A 20164-nucleotide genomic window follows, 5' to 3' on the forward strand; every position below is an offset into this window, starting at 1 on the left:
CGGGATAAGCCATACATCTTTCATCGTTTACCTGCCTAATTTACGCATCAAGGTTACGGTTGCCTTTTGGAACTTCACTGCCTGTAGCCAGCTTGTCCGCTTGATACGCCTTAGTATTAGGTTTCTGTTCGTCAGGCCACGAATTCGCTATTGCTTCTTCTCTCCCAAGGGTCACCCCTTGAAACTTGCAAGTCGCTATGGGGTTCGTTGGCAACTACGCCCCGAGTGGACTTTCACCACAGATGTATGACATGCCCGTCATACTACTACGAAGGAGCCCTCACGCAATGTGAGGGCTCCTTTATTTTATACTAAGATGAAAATAGACTTAGTCGAGAATGTTGCACGAAGTGCCATTATCGCACATTTGCTTCAAATGTGCCGAGACTTTGCACGAAGGATGAGATGCAAGGTGCTGAGGATGAGGGTGAAGGGAGCGTACTCACGTACGTGACCGAACCCGAATTCCGATAGCAACGCCGCAGATCGCCTTCGTGCAACAGTCTCTAGTCGTCTAACTTTTCACCAAAAGAGAGATCTCCAGCATCACCGAGACCTGGTACGATATAAGAGTGCTCATTGATCTCAGGATCGTTGACAGCGGTCCAAAGCGTACAATCCTCAGGCATTACCTTCTGCAGATAATCCAGTGCTGGTTGACTAGAAATCACAGAGGCCACATGCAATACCTTAGGAGTTCCCTTCGTGAGGATTGCCTTGTATGCCAGCTCCATAGAGCTTCCAGTTGCCAGCATTGGATCGACCAAAATCAGCGTTTTACCCTCTATTGAAGGAGAGGAAAGATACTCAATCATCACCTCAAAATTGAGCCGGTCCTTATACCTGCGATAGGCCGAAACAAAGCAGTTCTCTGCTCTATCTAGGTAATTAGTAAATCCATGGTGGAGAGGAAGTCCAGCACGTAGAATCGTGGCAATCACCACCTCATTTTGATCCAATTGGTCGTGCGAGATCGCTAGTGGAGTCTGCACCTCCTTAGGCTGATACTCAAACGTCTTACTAATCTCATACGCCATCACCTCGCCTATCCGCTCAATGTTTCGCTTGAAGCGCATACGATCCTTTTGGATATTGACATCTCGCAACTCCGCCACAAAGCGGTTGAGGATTGAATTCTGTTCCGAAAGGTTGATTACTTTCATGATCTTATATACTATTTCTTATGGTTTGAATTTTTCTTTTGCAATAAAGCGTGGTACACCTGACTTCTGCTCATCACATCATCTACATAGTTAGCCGTCTCCTTACCTCGCAGGTATCCAAAGCGAACCACTGGGTCATTGTAGTACTCTGGATGGCTTTTCAGTAAGATATACTCCCTCACCCCGCCCTGCCATATAGAGTCGGGGGCATGATGTTTCCGGGCAAGCCGCATTGCATCCTGCACATGTCCCAGTCCAGCATTATAGGCTGCAAGTGTGAAGCTCAATTGAGTCGCCTCATCAGTCATATCTCCGAAGCTCTTCCTTACCTCCAAAAGACAGTCTACCGCCACTCGAATTGATACCTCAGGCCGAAGCAACTCCTCCTTCGTTGCCCCATAACTAGCACCAGTGCGTGGCATAATCCCCATCAATCCCCTAGCTCCACTCCAGCCTACCACATCGCTTCTAAAACGACTCTCGTGATAAGCAATAGCCGCCAACACCGTCCAGTGCCAAGGCAGCCTAGCCCCCTCTTTTTCAAATAAAGCATCGTACTGAGAGATCACCCCTTGCGTCAATTGCACCCGCTCCTTTACCATCGCAAACTCCTGAATATAGCTCTGCAGATGGCTATTCTGGTCACGTAGCCGACTATAATGCCCCAACTTTTCACCTGTTAGGAAGTAGGTATCCAACTGCTTCTTTAGTGAATTATTCTCTTTACAAAGAGCCCACCCATACTTAATCGGTGCACTCACCCGAAGGTCGGCATTAAGCGAAGGGAAATACCTCATCCCCAACTGCCCCAGATGCTCATCTACGAGTAGGAAGTCTATTCCCCCCTCCGTGCCCATCTGCACCAAAAGCTCCTCCATACTGAGTGAGTCCGAAGGGACCACTTCAATATTTTCCCCTATCTCCTCCTCAATCTGATGCAACCGAACCTCTGCAGCACCCCCAGCATCTATCCACACTTTCTTACCTCCCAGTTCTGAAAGGTTTGAAATCATCCCCTCCTTTGCCTTTCTCTGTACCAGCACTAGAGATGCCGTATCAATGATTCCGCCAAAAGAAAACCGCTCGAGATTTCCTCGTGACATAGCCAAAGGGGTAATACAAAGGTCTATCTCCCCTTGCTCCAATCGCCAAAGCAAACTATCCAAGCTCCGCTCAATCTGCACATCCAGTACAAGTTCGTGAGCTTGTGCAAAGTCCACCGCCTTTTGATACTCCAAACCCATCATCTCACCCCTCAGAAGGTAAAAGTCTTCGGGCGAGGTAAGCGTCCCTATCCTCAGCGTATCACTATCTACCACCTCCTGCCAGCCACGGAAATGCTGTGCCGACTCATCCCCCTCCTCCTGACTACAGGCAGAGAGCAATAGGCTCAAAAGCAGACCAAGTAGATAAATAGTTCTCATCATCTCTTAAGACACATAGAGCAAAAAGCCCTTCAGATAACTCCCCTCGGGGTGGTAAATACTTACTGGATGATCGGCAAACTGACCAAACTGCTCCAGCACCCGCACCTCGCGACCAGCATGCAACGCAGCGGTAAAAAGAGCCTGCCGGAACTCCTCTACCCCCACCACTTGTGAGCAGGAAAAAGTAAAGAGTAGCCCGCCCTTTGCTATCTTACGAAGTGCCGCACTATTCAGTTTGCGATAGCCTTGCAGACCATTTCGCAATACCTCCCTCCTCTTAGCAAAAGCTGGAGGGTCCAAAATAATCATATCAAAAGCCCCCTCCTCCATCTCATACAGATACTTAAAGGCATCCCCTACCACAGACTCATGGCAAGTAGGAACTTCACCAAAGTTGAGCTTCAAATTGTCCTCCAGCAGATCCATCGCTCTAGGCGAACTATCTAGCGACACCACCCGCTCTGCACCACCTCTTAGGGCATAGAGCGAAAAGCCACCGGTATAGCAAAACATATTCAGTACCCTTCTTCCCTTCGCCAGCTCCCCTACTCTAGCGCGATTCTGACGTTGGTCGAGGAAGAAGCCTGTCTTCTGCCCCCTTAGAATATCTGGGGAGAAACGAATGCCTTGCTCCTCTGCCACCACCTGCTCCACCGCATCAATAGATCCGTAAAGCAATTCATCCACCACCCCCTCCACCATCGGTAGAGAGTCCGACGACTTATAGTAAACTGCCTCCAACCGCTCCCCTAGCACCGTTGCCAGTGACTCCGACAGTTCTCTACGTCTCAAGTGCATCGTAAGCGTATGAGCTTGCATCACAGCCACCCCTCCGTAGAGGTCCACAATCAGTCCTGGCAAACTATCTCCTTCCCCATAGACCAAGCGGAAACCCTCACGAGGAGAAGCCAAAAGTCCAAGTGCCCTGCGAGCTTCCAAAGCCTCTTGAAACCGTCTTTGCCACAAAGAAGCATCTATCTGCTCCCCCTCCACAAAGGTCAAAAGCCGAACCGCAATAGAGCCACCTTCATAATAACCTCTTCCACAAAAGTGCCCCTCACTATCCAGCACCTCCACCATATCCCCAGCCTCTATCTCTTTGGTAGAGACAAGGGCACGTGAAAAGATCCAAGGATGCTTACGCTCCACTGAGGCCTCTCGCCCCGCTTTTAGCTCTATCTGCTTCATATTGACTACTATTTCTTTTTTGCTACTTTACTCCCCTTACTCTTGCCCCTATTCTTTGCCTCCTTTGTTTTTGATGTCCCAGCGATTCGTCCCCTTTTCAAAGACTTCCGGATAGAGCGTTTATTTTTCTCCTTAGGCAGCCCCTCTAAGTCCCGATACATTTCCTCATTTAGCCACCCCTCCAAAGCTTGGTAGATTCGTAGACCAGCCACCGCATCAAGTGCTGCATAATCCAATTGAGCCTCCGTCAACTCCTCACGCTCCCAATCCGAGAGGCGCTGCCCCTTACTAATCCGCTTACCGAATAGTACCGCATAGAGTTTTGAGAGCGAAAGCACCTCAATACCAGCTGCCTTAGAAAGCAGCCTGAGATCCACCATCCGATTGAGACGCAGTTGGCGATCCTTCCAAAGTCCCTTGGCATCATCACCAATACCCACTCCCACCTTAGTGATTTTTTGATCCTCAAGTAGTTTCTTCACTGGTGCCAATTGCTCTTGAGAGAGTACCGGCTCCAATCGAATCAATAGTGCTCGGTCGGCAGTCGCCAATTGTAGAAGTGATACCTTATGGCTACAACCACGCTTAAAGGCCGGTTTCGTCTCCGTATCCAGCCCCAGCACACTTACCCCATCACCCAGTGCCGAACACTGAGCCACAAACTCCTGAACAGAAGTTCTATGCGAAAGCACCACTAGTGGCACCTCAAGCACCTCTGCTTCTAGCTCTCTCAGCTCCTCATTGCTGATCTTACTCCTAGTTATCTCCTCCATCTTCTTCTTGAAGTTCAAAGAGAGGGTCGTGGTATAAGCGATGCAATTGCCTCAGCACCGTCAGCAATAGCTCACCCCAACGTTCCTCCATCGTGTAGCGACACTCCGCCACCGCCTGATACATTGCTCGTTCATTACCCCCACGCATTACCCATACAAAGTCGCCCAGCACCTGGTAAATATCGGCCAAAAGCTCTGCAGTACTCACACCGATAGGCGTCTCTGAATACTTCATCGCCTCCTCCTCAGCGTCAAGAAAGTAGTCATAGCTCCCTAAGATGCGAACCAACCGCTGCCGAACCAGGTCATACTCCTCCTCCGTCACCAACCGACCAGCTTCCTCCCCAAAAGCCTCCATAGGCCAAGTGGGTAGCCGTAACCCCTCAGCATAGATATCGGCCAGTACCTGCCGACACTCCACCAAGCTCTCCCTCGTCCATAGCGGTGTCGTCACTGGTTCCACCAAAGCACAATAGCGTGCGGCGGCGGCCACAAAGTCCAGCACCCCACTATTCCCCAATACACCTGTACCCCCGTCACTGCTCTTAGCTCTCATGCTTATCGCTTCTATCACTCATTAAATGTGTACTTCATACAAAGGTAGACATTTTTGAGCAAATACCACTCCTATTCTCCAATGCTCGTCATGAAGCGAGCCACCAAAGATTATCTACCCCTTTTTTGGTAACTTTGTGACTGAGGGAGAATGAGCATTGGGATACTAATATATATATGTGTGGAGAAAACTCTATGAGACGAATCAATATAGCCCTAGATGGGCACTCCTCTTGTGGCAAAAGCACCATTGCCAAGCGACTAGCTAGCCAACTCGACTATACTTACGTGGATACAGGGGCGATGTATCGCGGGGTGACCCTCTGGTCGCTCCGAGAGGGCCTTTGGTCCGATGGCCAACCTTGCGAGGAGGCCATCAGCCAGCGAGTGGCACAGGAGGTCACCCTCGCATTCGAAACAAAAGCAGATGGCCAGCACCTCCTCCTCAATGGAGAGGATGTAGAGCGAGAGATTCGGGGCATGGAGGTCTCCAACCACGTGAGCCCCATCAGCACCATCGCAGCGGTACGAAAATACCTAGTAGCCATACAGCAATCATGGGTTTCAGCAGGTGGTGTGGTGATGGATGGCCGAGATATCGGCACTGTAGTCATGCCCCATGCCGAGCTCAAGTTTTTCGTCACCGCCACACCAGAAGTACGAGCTGCCCGACGTGTGGCAGAGCTACGTAGCCGTGGCGACGAGGTGGGCTACGAGGAGGTGCTACAGAATGTAGAGGCACGCGATCGGATCGATAGCACCCGAGCCATCGACCCCCTTCGCCGTGCCGATGATGCCATCCTGCTAGACAATAGTGCACTATCCCTCGAGGAGCAACAGCAATTAGTATGGGAGGTGGCGATGCGCGTCATTCGGGGCAACTCCTCGGGCGAGCTATCAGTAGAGATCGATGAGGGGTCGGGCTTTTGCTTCGGAGTGATCCACGCCATCAGCAAGGCCGAGGCCGAGCTAAAGCTTCAGCGCCCCCTCTACTCCCTCGGCGATATCGTACACAACAGCGAAGAGGTTGCACGCCTCTCCCGAGAGGGGCTCCATGCAGTCGGCTACGACCAGCTACCATCGCTCAAGGGAGAGCGAGTACTCTTCAGAGCTCATGGCGAAGCCCCCAAGATCTACGAGGAGGCCCGAAAGCAGGGCATCGAGGTGATAGATGCTACCTGCCCTGTGGTACTCACCCTCCAAAAGCGGATCCGAACCAAGTACCTAGAGGGATTAGAAGAGGGACAGCAAATCGTGATCTTCGGAAAGCGAGGGCATGCCGAGGTGAATGGACTGGTGGGCCAAACCGATGGCACCGCCATCGTGGTACAATCGGTAGAAGAGGCACGTGAATTGATTGATCCTAATCGCGCTGTAGCACTATTTAGTCAGACCACTATGGATCAGAACCAGTTTGAGGCACTTCACACCGCCCTGCGTGAATGGGTTCACGAAGGGGTGAAGGTGGAGTGGTACGATACCATCTGCCGACAGGTCTCCAATCGGGTCCCCGAAATCACCCAGTTTGCCAAGGAAAAGGATTGGGTCTACTTCATCGCCGGAGCTCACAGCAGTAATGGCAAGGTGCTCTACCAAACCGCCCTACGTGCCAATCTTAATACCCACTTCATCACCTCCCCCGACGAGATCACCACTCCCCTCCCCTCCTGGGTACACACGGTGGGTATCTGCGGAGCTACCTCTACCCCAAGGTGGCAGATGGAGGCGGTAAAACAAAAAATAGAGGAGCAAGCTTACACATCCCAACCTCACGACAAATAACAGATTTTTACCCCCCTGCATCTAGGCAAAAGTGGAGATGCAACTAAGCATTTGCTGAGTTGCAACTAAGCAATTGACGAGTTGCAACTAACCGATTGCTTAGTTGCAACTAAGAAAACGCCAGTGTATAGTACTAAGAATCAATCCATTACAAAAGGCGATTTTATCGGGCAAAAAAGTCGAGAATCTAGTTGTCGGTAGTTGCCAAAGAAGAGTAATCAACAGCCTCTGTCTGAGACTGATGATAAAGCTATTTTTCACCTCAGCTGGAGAAAAATTACTAGCATTATGACGTATACAGGCAGTAGGGGGAATTCTAATTTTTCAGCTATGATAACTGTCTCGAAATATTGAGGTAGCCGCGATAATTTTTGGTAGATTTGCGGAAAGGTGTGGGGTTAGTTGGGGGAGTAGAATAGATAATCAATTAAGGCATGACGAGTAATCATCAATGGGTTCGATGGATCTTGGCGCTAGTGGGGTGCCTAGCACTGCTCTTGCTAGTGGAGAGTTGCTCCAAGCAGTCGCCGATTCCCATGAGTGTGAGGAGGCTCTACCTTGTGATACTGGAAGAAAAGGATGAGGCTGGTAGATACCGTACGCTCATCAAGGAGGAGGGGTCGATGACGACAAAACCTTTCATTGCTATCAAGGAGATTGAAGGTTTTGACCGCCATTATCAGGAGGGACAGCGATATCAGATCATCGTAAAAGAGTTGACCTCAAGAGGAGAGATAAGGTTTATATGGACAGGAAAAAATTGGCCGGAATAGGTGGAATAGCGATATGAGTGACGAAAGCTCTATAGTGAGGGAAGCCCCGACGCAGGCGTGGTGGCACCCCAATAGGCTCTTCATCGGTAGCAAAGCAATATGGGCTATAATGTTGGTACTGATGTCGATTAGCCTATGGATTGTTTTTTCTTCGACCAGCACCAAGGCGTTTGGCTCTTGGGCGAGTGGAGGTGGCTTCTTTAATATGTTTGGAAAGCACATACTTTCAATGGGATTAGCCATTGGGCTCTGTGTGGCGGTATCACATATTCCACTACGTTTCTTTAGGAAGTATGCGAGGCTCTTTTTATTTTTCAGTTTTATCCTACTCCTCTACGTGCTTTTTAGGGGTCAGGATCTCAATGATGCAAAGCGACAAATCTCACTCGCGGGTATCTCCTTTCAGCCTTCAGAGCTAGCGAGGCTCGCCTTGATCAACTTTGTGGCAACGCAACTGAGGTTCAAAGATGGGCGACACGCTTCGGCACGTAACTTCTGGGTGATATTCATCACCACCGGTTTATTTTGTCTGCCTATCTTCCTAGAGAATATATCGACAGCTCTGATCCTTGCCTCGGTGGTCTTTTGTATCTCTTACATGGGAGGTGCCAATCGGAAGATGATGAGGCGATTGCTTTTGGGGGGCTTAGGGGCTTTGGCATTGGTGATTATGCTACTAGTTTTGGTGCCAAGTATTCGAGAGGGCGGAGTAACTCGCTTGGGCACAGGCTATGCTCGAATTGAGCGATTCATAACGCAAGTGGGAGCACCTATCAATTCGGATACCTACAGCGATATTGATGGAAAGGATCTGCAGATTGTTTCATCACAAAGAGCGATTGCCAATAGCCACCTGTTGGGTGTAGGCTTTGGTAAAAGTGAGATGCGCAACCTCCTTCCCGAGCCATATTCGGACTTTGTATTTAGCATCTTGGTGGAGGAAGGGGGAATTGCCGCAGCTATTTTGGTGGTACTGACCTACTTGGCTCTATTCTTTATTATCGGAGGGATCGGAAGGCGTACCAATAGTGTCTACCAAACCCTCTTGGTACAGGGGATAGGGTTGATTATCACACTACAAGCCTTCCTGCATATGCTCATCTGTGTCAATCTATTCCCGATCACTGGGCAAAACCTCCCATTTATCAGTCGAGGTGGCTCTAGCTATCTAGTGACGGGGATTTACTTCGGCATCCTTTTGGCGGTAAGCCACGATAATAAACGGAAGGAGGAGGAGCGGATTGCCAAAGCAGGGGGTCTCAACCAAATAGTTGCTACAGAGGCTATCCCAGAGATGCCTCCAATAGAGAGTGAACCAGTAGAAAATGTGGAGCCATGAGTACAAAACTAACCAATGTAATCATCAGCGGTGGTGGCACAGGGGGGCATATATTCCCCGCCATCTCTATTGCCAATGAGATAAAACGTCGATACCCAGAGTGTGAGGTGACCTTTGTGGGCGCCAAGGGACGTATGGAGGAGGAAAAGGTACCTGCAGCAGGGTATGATATCATCTTGCTACCGGTAGAGGGATTGAGCCGAGGCAAGAATCCCATTAAGCTATTCATCACCCTTTGGAAACTACTTAAGAGCCGACAACAAATCCGTAAGGAGCTAAAAAGGATCCGGCCACAAATCGTGATCGGTGTGGGAGGGTATGCCAGTGCCCCTACCCTTTTGGAGGCAAATGGGCTAAAAATACCGACTTTGGTGCAGGAGCAAAATTCATTTGCAGGCAAAACAAATAAATTAGTCGGCAAAAAGGCGGAGACAATTTGTGTGGCATACAAGGATATGGCTCGCTTTTTTCCGAAGGGAAAAAACCTCATACTTACGGGAAATCCAATCCGTAAGCAATTGGCTGATATACAACCACACGCTATAGAGGCGTATCAGCACTTCAAGCTGGACCCTAAAAAAAGAACGCTCTTAGTGATTGGGGGAAGCCTTGGAGCACGGACAATCAATGAGAGTATGGCAGCTGCCGTGAAGCTTTTTGCGAGTGAGCGGGAGACCATGCAACTCCTATGGCAGTGCGGAAAGGGCTACATAAAAGAGGGGCAAGAGCATCTCAAAAGCCAAGGGTTGGAAGATAAAAACATTGTACTCACTGACTTTATCAACCGTATGGACTATGCCTACTCGGTGGCCGATCTGGTGATCTCTAGGGCGGGAGCTAGCTCTATCTCGGAGCTATGTATGCTGGGGAAGCCTTCGATCTTGGTACCTAGCCCTAATGTGGCGGAGGATCACCAAACTAAAAATGCGCAAGCTCTGGTAGCGGATAACGCTGCGGTGATGGTGGCGGATGCCAACGCACGAGAGGCTTTGGTGCCGAAAGCTCTGGAGCTACTTGGGGCGGAGAAACAGCTGGAGGTGCTGGGCTCCAATGCCCTGAAGCTAGCCTGTCCAAAGGCGGATGAGACGATCGTGGATGAGGTGGTGAAAATTGTGGAGAAGTGGGAAGCGAAGAAAGCCACAAAGAAGTAGATATGAAAGGGAAGAGTTATTTTTTCATCGGTATTGGGGGCATCGGCATGAGTGCCATTGCACGCTATTTCCTTGCCGAAGGGGCTCATGTGGGAGGATATGATAGGATCCGCTCAAAGGTTTCCACGGCTTTGGAGGAGGCAGGAGCAGAGATTATCTATGAAGATCGTCCGGAGCTGATTCCCACCAAATACCAAGCACCTAGGGAGGTGCAGGTAGTCTACACGCCTGCAATACACGAGGATAATCATATCCGCCAATACTACGCACAGCATGGCTACGAGCAGGTGAAGCGTTCGGTAGTGCTGGGGCAGATCACCCGAAGGCAAAATGCACTCTGTGTGGCGGGCACGCATGGTAAGACTACTACTAGTACACTTTTGGCTCATCTCCTTGAGCAATCGCACATTGGTGCCAATGCATTTCTCGGTGGAGTTTCCCAAAATAGTGGAAGCAACCTTTACTTAAACCCCAATAGCCCTTATGTGGTTATCGAAGCGGATGAGTATGATCGCTCGTTTCATCAACTAACCCCAACGCACGCGATTATCACCTCTACAGAGCCAGACCACCTCGATATTTATGGAACACCTGAGGCATACCGAGAGGCTTTTCAGATCTTTGCAGATAAGATTAACGATGGGGGAGTGTTGCTCCTCAATGAGAAGGCACATTTAGATAAATGCCCTGAGGGGGTGAAGCTATTGCGCTATGGGAGCTCCTCACAATCCGACTACTGGTATAGCAATGTGATCTACCGCGATGCAGAGCTTTATTTCGACTGGCACTACCCTGGTGGGTGCTACCAACAGCTCCAAATCGGCACTCCGGTGGAAATCAATGTGCTGAATGCTACGGCGGCACTGGCACTAGCTCAGCACCTAGGAGCAACTGAGGAGGAATTGAGGGAGGGGTTGAAGAGTTTCTTGGGAAGCCGTCGCCGCTTTGAACGATGGCTCAATGAGCCCCAACACCCGGTGATGATTGATGATTATGCCCATCACCCCGATGAAATCAAGGCATCGCTCACCTCTATTCGGAAGCTTTACCCAGACAAAGAGATCGCAGTGGTTTTTCAGCCCCACCTTTTTAGTCGTACTGCTGACTTTATGAAGGAGTTTGCCGAAGCACTTTCGGTGGTGGATAATGTGATATTAATTCCTATCTACCCGGCCCGTGAAGAGCCTATCCCAGGGGTGACATCAGATGCATTGGCAAAGTTAGTTACCTCTCCGCTAAAGGCCTCTGTGACGAAGGAGGGGCTGATCCCTGAGCTACGTAAGCACCACTTTGATGTGCTAGTAATGATGGGGGCAGGAGATATTGAGTATCTGCTCCCCGAGGTACGTGACTATCTCAAGAGTGTAGTGATATGACGAGAAAGAAAGCCTCAACCCTATTGATTTGGCTGATAGCACTCACCCTATTAGGGGTTATGGGCTACTCTTACTTTGCCTTCCGAGGGCAGTCGCGCTACATTGTGCAGCCCAATCGTACTCGCATAGTGATCCATGGGAGTGAGGCAGGTTTTTTAGATAAGGATGATGTGTCGCGCATACTTCCCATCGATATTACCGACACCACGACGGTCTCTGTGGATTTGGCAGGGATAGAAGGCCGAGTACGCCAAGAAATACCCTATGCCAAGAAGGTTAATGCTTATATTTCGCCCGCTGCGCATCAGATGACGGTACAGGTGGAGAGTCGCAAACCAGTCTTGCGCTTTTTCTCTGACCAAGGCTCCTTTCACCTTGATGATGAGGGGAACCCAATGCGTACGAAGGTGGGCGTCTCGGTGTACCTTCCCATTGTAAGAGCTCACCAGGTCGACTCTATCACGCTCAAGCAGACGCTTCTACCACTCAGTCAGTTTATGCAGACACACGAGGATTGGGCCTCTTTTTTCAGTGTGATTGAACTGAAGGAGGGCAATCGCCTGCACTTCTATCCACGAGTTGGTGACTATATATTTGAGGTGTTGGGAACGACTAATCTGGAGGAGGACCTGGAGAAGATACATACCTTTTACAATAAGATTGTGCCACAAGTGGGAGCAAATCGCTATCAACTAGTCAAACTCTCTTATTCTGGGCAGATTGTGTGTAAGCGTCGCCCATAACCGACCTCCAAAAAGAGACGAAAAAGCTTTAATCATTAACACCACTCAATAATTTTGGGTAAGTTTGTGCAAAGAGTTGTATCACCCAATAGGACAACCTATTGAGGGGAACATATTAGACATTATAATATTCTATATATAGATGAGTACTAGAGAGCTAAGTGAGCAGGAGGTATTAAGACGTCAGAGTCTGGAGAAGTTGAGGGAAATGGGAATTAACCCCTATCCAGCAGAGGAATTCAAAGTGACTGCATATGCCGATGAGGTATTGGCATCATTTGATGATGAAGCTCCTCGGAGAGAGGTGAGTATGGCAGGACGTATTATGATGCGTCGTATCATGGGTAAAGCTTCATTCTGTGAGCTACAAGACTCCACTGGGCGTATCCAGCTCTATGTAACTCGTGACGATATTGCACCTGGTGAGGATAAAGAGCTCTATAATACGGTATTTAAGAAGCTCCTAGATATCGGTGACTTCATTGGCATTAAGGGATATGTATTCCGTACCAAGATGGGTGAGGTATCTATCCACGTACAGGAGCTGAAGCTCCTATCCAAGAGCTTACGCCCTCTTCCTGTGGTAAAAGTGAAGGATGGCGTCACTTATGATGCCTTTGGTGACCCTGAGCAGAGGTACCGTATGAGGTATGTAGACCTAGTGGTGAACCCTCAAGTGAAGGAGGTATTTATCAAGCGCAGTAAGACGTTCAAGGCGATGCGTGAATTCCTAGATGCACGTGGCTATCTGGAGGTAGAGACTCCTATCCTACAAAGCATCCCAGGTGGTGCTGCAGCTCGTCCTTTTGTCACTCACCACAATGCTCTGGATATACCACTTTACCTGCGTATTGCTAATGAGCTTTACCTAAAGCGACTGATTGTGGGTGGATTCAATGGGGTGTATGAGTTTAGCAAAAACTTCCGCAATGAGGGAATGGACCGTACCCACAATCCAGAATTTACAGCGATGGAGGTCTATGTACCCTACACCGACTACAACTGGATGATGGAGATGACGGAGCAGATGCTAGAGTACATCGCTATCCAGGTGAATGGGACGACCAAGACCAAGGTAGGTGACCGCGAGATTGACTTTAAGGCGCCCTACCCTCGTGTGACGATGCGTGATGCCATTCTAAAGTACACAGGCTTTGACATCAAGGGGAAGAGCGAGGAGGAGCTCCGTGAAGCATGTAAGGCTCAGGGAATAGCTGTGGATAAAACCATGGGCAAGGGAAAGCTGATTGATGAGCTATTTGGTGAGAAGTGTGAGGGTAATTATATTCAACCCACCTATATTACCGACTATCCTGTGGAGATGTCGCCTCTTACGAAGATGCACCGCACAGAACCAGAAATTACGGAGCGTTTTGAATTAATGGTCAATGGTAAGGAGCTTCTCAATGCCTATTCGGAGCTGAATGATCCTATTGACCAATTGGAGCGTTTCCAACATCAGATGGAGCTTTCGGAGAAAGGAGATGATGAGGCGATGCTGATTGACCAAGACTTTGTAAGAGCTCTGGAGTATGGTATGCCACCAACGAGCGGTATGGGAATCGGAATGGATCGCTTTGTGATGCTATTGACGGGACAAGAAAGCATACAAGAGGTGCTTCTATTCCCTCAAATGAAACCCGAGGTAAAGGCGAAGAGTGAAACAACAGAAAAAGACGATGAGTAACTGGCAACCGGGTAAAATAGGGATCATCGGTAGCGGTAGCTGGGGCACTGCTCTTGCCAAGATTGTCTTGGAGCATGAGGAGCGTATCAATTGGTACTTCCGCTTCGGAGAGACGGTGCGGCAGTTTAAGCACTCGCAGCACAACCCCACCTACCTTACTAGTCAGATTTTTGATACAGATAGGATTGATTTCTTTACGGATATTCCTAAGATCGTAGCTAAGTCGGACACTCTTATATTAGTGACCCCATCCCCTTACATCAAGGGAACACTTGATAAAGCAAAGCCTGGCTCGCTTCAGAAAAAAACCATTCTCAACGCAGTTAAGGGTATTATACCTGACAACTATGTGGTGATTTCGGACTACTTGAGCGACCAACTACAGATACCAGAGGAGCAAATAGCAGTGATCAGTGGTCCAACTCACGCAGAGGAGGTGGCACTTGAGCGATTGAGCTACCTCACATTGGCTTGTAGTAATGGGAAGAGGGCAGAGCAGATGAGTCAGATATTTAATTCTGATTACACGTTTTGTAATGTCAGTACGGACGTACGTGGAATAGAGCTGGGGAGTGTACTAAAGAACATCTACGCTATAGCTGCTGGGGTATGCCAAAGCCTTCGCATGGGAGATAACTTCCAAGCGGTACTGCTCTCCAACGCGATAAAGGAGATGGACTACTTCCTTTCGGAAGTGACTGATGCGGAGCGAAATATAAATGACTCTGTATACCTTGGTGACCTATTGGTAACTGGCTACTCTCGCTACAGTCGCAACCGCACTCTCGGCACTCTGATAGGAAAAGGGTACTCGGTGATGCAGGCACAAGATGAAATGGAGCTGACACCAGAGGGATATTATGGGGCGAAGTGCATCCACGTACTCCTGAAAAAGCACCGAATTGAGTTGCCTATAGCACAAGCTGTCTATGACCTCCTCTACAAGAAGGAGAATGCACGGGAAACCTTTGAAAAACTGAGCTTAAAACTTAAGTAAATAAAGATAAGATGAAAGTAACTATAAATAATGCTCTTAGAGATAATAAGGTGAAGAGCCTTTATGAAGCACTCTTGCCAAAAGCTAAAGAGAGTCACCAACTCCTACACTCCGAAGAGGGCAAGGGAAATGACTTCCTAGGCTGGAGAGAGCTTCCATTTGAGATCTCTGATGAGATGATAGCAGATATCCAAAAGACTGCTGATAGGCTACGGGAAGATTGTGAGTACGTTATCTCAATCGGCATTGGTGGTTCCTACCTAGGTATCAAAGCGGTGGTTGAGGCTCTTTCGGACTCGTTTGCCCATCTAAAACCAGCTACGGGTGCCCACTTGCTATTTGCAGGTCACCACATCTCTGAGGATTATCTTTCAGAGCTTCTGGATCTAGTGAAGGGGCATAAGTTTGGGCTTATCAACATCTCAAAGAGTGGTACTACAACTGAGCCAGCTATTGCCTTCCGTCTTCTTAAGCAACTGCTAGAGGAGCAGGAGGGAGAAGACTTTGCTCGCCAACATATCGTAGCCATTACCGACCATTCAAAGGGAGCCCTACGCACACTTGCCGATAAGAAAGGATACAAGAGCTATGTTATACCTGACAATGTGGGTGGTCGCTTTAGCGTACTGACCCCAGTAGGTCTACTACCTATAGCTACCGCAGGCTTTGATATTAAGGCCTTGGTTAATGGAGCGAAAGATATGGCTCAAAAGCTAGATATTAATAGCAGTGAGGCGACTATTGTAGAGCAACACGCTGCCACACGAATTGCCCTATATCAGAGTGGCAAGAAGATTGAGCTTTTAGTCAACTTTCACCCCAAGATGCACTATATTAATGAGTGGTGGAAACAATTATTCGGAGAGAGTGAAGGAAAAGACCACAAAGGAATATTCCCAGCTGCTGTGGACTTCACCACCGACCTCCACTCTATGGGGCAGTGGATCCAAGATGGGGAGCGGATCATCTTTGAGACCTTTGTGACGATAGATGAGAGCGAGCACCGTCTTGAGATACCAAGTGATCAGGAGAATCTTGATGGACTTAATTTTATTGCCGGTAAACGGATTAGTTTTGTCAACAAACAGGCTGAGAAAGGGACTATGTTGGCTCACCTAGATGGAAGCGTGCCACTAGTTAATATCACCTTACCACGGCTAGATGCATACAATATTGGGCAACTCTTTTATTACTTTGAGAAGCTGGTAGCGATTAGTGGATACCTCACTGGGGTCAATCCATTTGATCAACCAGGTGTAGAAGCCTACAAAAAGAATATGTTTGCACTGCTGAATAAGCCTGGATATGAGGAAGCCTCTAAGTCTATTCAAGGGCGCGTCAATGAACTGTAACACCTATGGATAAAAGCTACAATACACTTTCAAAGCCTCTGATCCTACCTGAATATGGGAGGCATATCCAAAATATGGTAGATTACTGCTTGACTTTGAAGGACGAAGCGGAGAGGCAGCGCTGTGCAGAGTCAATTATAGCTACGATGGATATGGTCTCAACCCGTGATAAGGAGCGGGAAGATCATACGCAAGTGTTGTGGGATCACCTATACATTATGTCGGACTTCAAACTGGATATTGACTTCCCCTATCAGGTGACCTCAAAAGAGGAGTATCACTCGCAGATAAAATGTGCGCTAGATAATGACCACCAACAAAAACCTCTCTATAGGCACTATGGTAGGATTATTGAGCGAATGATACAAGCAGTATTGGCACTGCCAGAGGGAGAAGAGCGTGACGCATTGGCAAAGGAAACCGCCTTGCAGATGAAACGTAGCTATATGCAGTGGAATAAGGACAGCGTAGCCAATGCTAAGATTTTCTCAGATCTCTATGAGCTATCGGAGGGGAAAATATATTTGGATGAGCTAACTTGTCAGCTACCCGATGCTAAGGAATTCGCGTCTCAAGCTCCACAAAAGGAGAACCGAACCTACACGATGAAAAGGAATAAAAACAACCGTAGGAAGAGGAGGTAATTACATCATCTATTAAATATTAAAGTACTATGAGTTCGTTTGTTGTAGAGGGTGGTCACCAACTCCGTGGTAATATCCATCCACAAGGAGCAAAGAATGAAGCCCTGCAAGTTATTTCGGCAGTGCTTCTCACTAAAGAGGAGGTGCAGATCAGCAATATCCCTGATATCTTGGACGTCAATAACTTGATCCAGCTCCTAATGGATATGGGGGTGCAGGTAAAGAAACTGACAGCGGACACATATTCTTTCAAGGCCGATAATATCAACCTAGACTTTGCCTACTCTAAGGCTTTCCTAGAGGCAAGTGGAAAGCTTCGAGGTAGTGTGCTTCTCATTGGACCGCTTTTAGCTAGGTTCAAGAAAGCATTGATAGGCAAACCTGGTGGCGATAAGATAGGAAGACGAAGGCTAGATACTCACTTCCAAGGATTTATAGACCTTGGTGCTCAGATGAAGTACGACGCTCAAAAGGAACTCTTTACGATAGAGGCAGAGGAGCCAATGCGGGGTACCTACATGCTACTTGAGGAGGCTTCTGTAACTGGTACCGCCAACATCATTATGGCGGCAGTTCTTACAGAAGGAACTACTACTATATATCACGCCGCCTGTGAACCATATATTCAGCAGCTTTGCCGGATGCTTGTACGGATGGGAGCAAAAATTGAAGGTATCGGGAGCAACCTACTTACCATCACTGGTGTGGAGAGCTTAGGAGGTACACAGCATAGGCTTTTGCCTGATATGATTGAGGTGGGTAGCTTTATCGGAATGGCAGCTATGACAGGGTCGGAGATTACCATTAAGGAGGCCGATGTACACGAATTAGGGATCATCCCCAATGCCTTCAGGCGATTGGGTATTACCGTTGAAGAGCGAGATAATGACCTCTATGTACCAGCACACGACCATTATGAGATAGAGAGCTTTATGGATGGCTCTATCATGACCATTGCCGATGCTCCTTGGCCAGGGCTAACGCCAGACCTTTTGAGTGTACTACTTGTTACCGCCACACAGGCAAGAGGTAGTGTATTGATCCACCAGAAGATGTTTGAGAGCCGCCTATTCTTTGTAGATAAGTTGATTGATATGGGAGCTCAAATTATACTTTGCGACCCCCACAGAGCTACAGTGATAGGGCTTGACCGTAAGTTTAAGCTCAGGGGCGGCACCATGGTTTCACCAGATATCCGTGCTGGTATTGCACTACTCATCGCAGCGATGTCGGCCGATGGAACTAGTAGAATCAATAATATTGACCAAATCGATAGGGGCTATCAATTTATTGATAAACGACTCAATCAATTAGGAGCAACCATCACCCGCGTATAAATATATATATAAGGAGTATGCTCAACCCCTACCCTACAATAGAAGGTAATGATCTAACCCTTTACGGAAAGGTACGTAGGACGCACGGATACCAAGGGGAGCTTTTGGTGGCACTCTCTTCTCCAACATACGAGGATATACTGCCTGAGTTTCTATTTCCCGTGATTGATGAGATACCTATCCCCTATCGTGTGGAGCAGGTGAGGGGAAGTGCAGAGCAATTAATTATTAAGCTCCAAGAGCTACACAACCTATGCGAGGCGGAGCCCTTCGTAGGCTGTGACCTTATGATCCTTAAGGAAGAACTACCAATGGGCGAAGCGCCTGATATTTCAAAACTCATTGGTTACAGCCTACTACATGATAATGGAGAGGTGATAGGAGAAATAGTAGCAATAGATAGTACCACAACCAATATCTTGCTCCTTGTAGAGCTTGCAAAAAACAATAAGCAAGTACCTATACCACTTACCCCTGAGTGGCTAATAGAACTTGATGAGGAAAGTAGAAAACTAACTCTCAACTTCCCTATGGAACTACTTGAGCTTTAACCCATCTTTACCCACTTCATTCTTAATAAAAACAGTGAGAAGGGGGTCAAAAAGATGTTATTTTGCAAGGTTTGGCACATTCTCAAGGTTATTTGAAAGGTATTGGGTACCTTTATCATCGAATATAAAATCATTATCGTTTATTCACACTTTAAGAAACACTGTGACAATGAAAAAGCACAATTTTTATGCTGGTCCCTCAATCCTAAATGAGGGAGTAATCAAAGAGGCTGGCAAGGCAGTTGAAAACTTTGCAGGTACTGGCCTTTCAATCCTAGAAGTATCTCACAGAGGTAAGGAGTTCGTAGCCGTAATGGACGAGACCGTAGCCCTCTTCAAGGAGCTTCTAGACGTTCCTGAGACACACGAGGTTGTTTTCGTTGGAGGTGGTGCTAGCCTACAATTCTACATGAGTGCACTCAACTTCCTTAATAAGAAAGCTGCCTATCTAGATACAGGCACATGGTCAAGCAAGGCCATCAAGGAGGCTAAGCGCGTAGGTGAGGTAGTAGTAGTAGCAAGCTCTAAGGACGACAACTACACTCATATCCCTGAGTACACCGTGCCAGGTGATGTAGACTACTTCCACTACACTTCCAATAACACCATATATGGTACAGAAATCAAGAAGGATCCAGAGGTTAATGTTCCTCTTATCTGCGATATGTCTTCTGATATCTTTAGCCGTCCAGTAGACGTATCTAAGTACGACCTTATCTATGGTGGTGCGCAGAAGAACCTTGCCCCTGCAGGTGTTACTTTCGCAGTAGTAAAGAAGGATGCTGTTGGTAAGGTAGATCGCGACCTTCCTACTATGCTCAACTACCAGACTCATATTGACAAGGGTAGCATGTTCAATACTCCTCCAGTATTCCCAATCTATGTAGCTCTTCAAACCCTTAAATGGTACAAGAGCCTAGGTGGTATCCCTGCAATGCAGAAGAGAAATGAGGAGAAGGCTGCTCTTCTTTATGATGCTATTGATAGCTCTAAGATCTTCCGTGGTACTGCTCGTGAGCAGGATCGTTCACTTATGAACATCTGCTTTGTGATGAAGGATGAGTACAAGGAGCTTGAGAAGGACTTCCTAGACCTAGCTACTTCTCGTGGTATGATGGGTATCAAGGGTCACCGCTCCGTTGGTGGTTTCCGTGCCTCTACATACAACGCACTTCCTATCGAGAGCGTAAAGGCTCTGATAGATGTGATGAAGGAGTTTGAGAAGAAGATCTGATCACAGTCAATCATTAATGCCGCATCTATGGAGCAGTGGTCATGACCACTGCTCCGTGGACGCGGTTTATATCAAAATACCAAATACACTAA

Annotated in this window: 19 protein-coding genes and 1 pseudogene; 15 read left to right on the forward strand and 5 right to left on the reverse strand. The window is 48.0% G+C overall.

The annotated features are described in order from the left end of the window. A partial coding sequence (locus tag A3GK_RS11600; protein ID WP_211205454.1) for a hypothetical protein occupies window positions 1-250 on the forward strand: 250 nt, incomplete at its 5' end. A gap of 256 nt (window positions 251-506) precedes the next feature. Here A3GK_RS11600 and upp read toward each other — a convergent pair. Genes upp through A3GK_RS0103715 form a run of 5 tightly spaced genes read right to left on the reverse strand, consistent with a single transcriptional unit; the run spans window position 507 to window position 5107 of the window. Continuing rightward, the gene (gene upp / locus A3GK_RS0103695; RefSeq protein WP_018028136.1) at window positions 507-1163 is read right to left on the reverse strand and encodes a uracil phosphoribosyltransferase; all 657 of its coding nucleotides are present in this window, start codon (window positions 1161-1163) and stop codon (window positions 507-509) included. 11 nt (window positions 1164-1174) lie between these two features. Beyond that, window positions 1175-2590: an MltF family protein gene (locus A3GK_RS10380; protein WP_018028137.1), complete on the reverse strand. Its 1416-nt coding sequence runs from the start codon at window positions 2588-2590 to the stop codon at window positions 1175-1177. Between the two features lie 3 nt (window positions 2591-2593). Beyond that, the gene (locus tag A3GK_RS0103705; protein ID WP_018028138.1) at window positions 2594-3778 is read right to left on the reverse strand and encodes a class I SAM-dependent rRNA methyltransferase; all 1185 of its coding nucleotides are present in this window, start codon (window positions 3776-3778) and stop codon (window positions 2594-2596) included. A gap of 8 nt (window positions 3779-3786) precedes the next feature. After that, window positions 3787-4551: a 3'-5' exonuclease gene (locus A3GK_RS10985; protein ID WP_018028139.1), complete on the reverse strand. Its 765-nt coding sequence runs from the start codon at window positions 4549-4551 to the stop codon at window positions 3787-3789. Beyond that, window positions 4535-5107, reverse strand: a complete 573-nt coding sequence (locus A3GK_RS0103715; protein ID WP_018028140.1) for a DUF5063 domain-containing protein — start codon at window positions 5105-5107, stop codon at window positions 4535-4537. The genes A3GK_RS10985 and A3GK_RS0103715 overlap by 17 nt, the downstream gene beginning before the upstream one ends. A 194-nt stretch (window positions 5108-5301) precedes the next feature. On the opposite strand from A3GK_RS0103715, the pseudogene cmk reads away from it, so the two are divergent. From cmk to serC, 14 genes and pseudogenes are all read left to right on the forward strand, one after another. After that, a pseudogene (gene cmk / locus A3GK_RS11680) lies at window positions 5302-5883 on the forward strand ((d)CMP kinase); the annotation flags it as partial. A gap of 84 nt (window positions 5884-5967) precedes the next feature. After that, window positions 5968-6888 carry a 4-hydroxy-3-methylbut-2-enyl diphosphate reductase gene (locus tag A3GK_RS11685; protein WP_040575968.1) on the forward strand — a complete coding sequence of 307 codons (921 nt, stop codon included), beginning with the start codon at window positions 5968-5970 and terminating at the stop codon, window positions 6886-6888. A 434-nt stretch (window positions 6889-7322) separates the two neighbouring features. Next, window positions 7323-7661 (forward strand): hypothetical protein, encoded by a 339-nt coding sequence (locus A3GK_RS0103725; RefSeq protein ID WP_018028142.1) that lies wholly within the window; start codon window positions 7323-7325, stop codon window positions 7659-7661. Between the two features lie 13 nt (window positions 7662-7674). Further along, window positions 7675-9000, forward strand: a complete 1326-nt coding sequence (locus A3GK_RS0103730) for an FtsW/RodA/SpoVE family cell cycle protein (protein WP_040575955.1) — start codon at window positions 7675-7677, stop codon at window positions 8998-9000. Next, window positions 8997-10151 (forward strand): undecaprenyldiphospho-muramoylpentapeptide beta-N-acetylglucosaminyltransferase, encoded by a 1155-nt coding sequence (gene murG, locus A3GK_RS0103735; RefSeq protein ID WP_018028144.1) that lies wholly within the window; start codon window positions 8997-8999, stop codon window positions 10149-10151. The genes A3GK_RS0103730 and murG overlap by 4 nt, the downstream gene beginning before the upstream one ends. 2 nt (window positions 10152-10153) lie before the next feature. Further along, entirely contained in the window at window positions 10154-11527 is a 1374-nt protein-coding gene (gene murC, locus A3GK_RS0103740) for a UDP-N-acetylmuramate--L-alanine ligase (RefSeq protein ID WP_026161698.1), read from the forward strand. Continuing rightward, complete coding sequence (locus A3GK_RS0103745; protein WP_018028146.1) at window positions 11524-12270, forward strand: cell division protein FtsQ/DivIB; 747 nt, start codon at window positions 11524-11526, stop codon at window positions 12268-12270. The genes murC and A3GK_RS0103745 overlap by 4 nt, the downstream gene beginning before the upstream one ends. Window positions 12271-12412: 142 nt before the next feature. After that, window positions 12413-13957, forward strand: coding sequence for a lysine--tRNA ligase (gene lysS, locus A3GK_RS0103750; protein ID WP_018028147.1), 1545 nt, complete (start codon window positions 12413-12415; stop codon window positions 13955-13957). Beyond that, a complete protein-coding gene (locus A3GK_RS0103755) occupies window positions 13950-14954 on the forward strand; it encodes an NAD(P)H-dependent glycerol-3-phosphate dehydrogenase (protein ID WP_018028148.1) in 1005 nt (334 codons plus the stop codon). The genes lysS and A3GK_RS0103755 overlap by 8 nt, the downstream gene beginning before the upstream one ends. An 11-nt stretch (window positions 14955-14965) precedes the next feature. Then, a complete protein-coding gene (locus A3GK_RS0103760; RefSeq protein WP_018028149.1) occupies window positions 14966-16306 on the forward strand; it encodes a glucose-6-phosphate isomerase in 1341 nt (446 codons plus the stop codon). 5 nt (window positions 16307-16311) lie between these two features. Continuing rightward, a complete protein-coding gene (locus A3GK_RS0103765) occupies window positions 16312-16950 on the forward strand; it encodes a DUF4290 domain-containing protein (protein WP_018028150.1) in 639 nt (212 codons plus the stop codon). A 29-nt stretch (window positions 16951-16979) separates the two neighbouring features. Beyond that, window positions 16980-18287, forward strand: a complete 1308-nt coding sequence (murA, locus tag A3GK_RS0103770) for a UDP-N-acetylglucosamine 1-carboxyvinyltransferase (RefSeq protein WP_018028151.1) — start codon at window positions 16980-16982, stop codon at window positions 18285-18287. A gap of 17 nt (window positions 18288-18304) precedes the next feature. Then, the gene (locus A3GK_RS0103775) at window positions 18305-18838 is read left to right on the forward strand and encodes a ribosome maturation factor RimM (protein WP_018028152.1); all 534 of its coding nucleotides are present in this window, start codon (window positions 18305-18307) and stop codon (window positions 18836-18838) included. Window positions 18839-19007: 169 nt separating this feature from the next. Continuing rightward, window positions 19008-20072 (forward strand): 3-phosphoserine/phosphohydroxythreonine transaminase, encoded by a 1065-nt coding sequence (serC, locus tag A3GK_RS0103780; protein ID WP_018028153.1) that lies wholly within the window; start codon window positions 19008-19010, stop codon window positions 20070-20072. The last annotated feature ends 92 nt before the right edge of the window (window positions 20073-20164 follow it).

Source organism: Porphyromonas somerae DSM 23386 (genome assembly GCF_000372405.1).
GTDB classification, from domain to species: domain Bacteria; phylum Bacteroidota; class Bacteroidia; order Bacteroidales; family Porphyromonadaceae; genus Porphyromonas_A; species Porphyromonas_A somerae.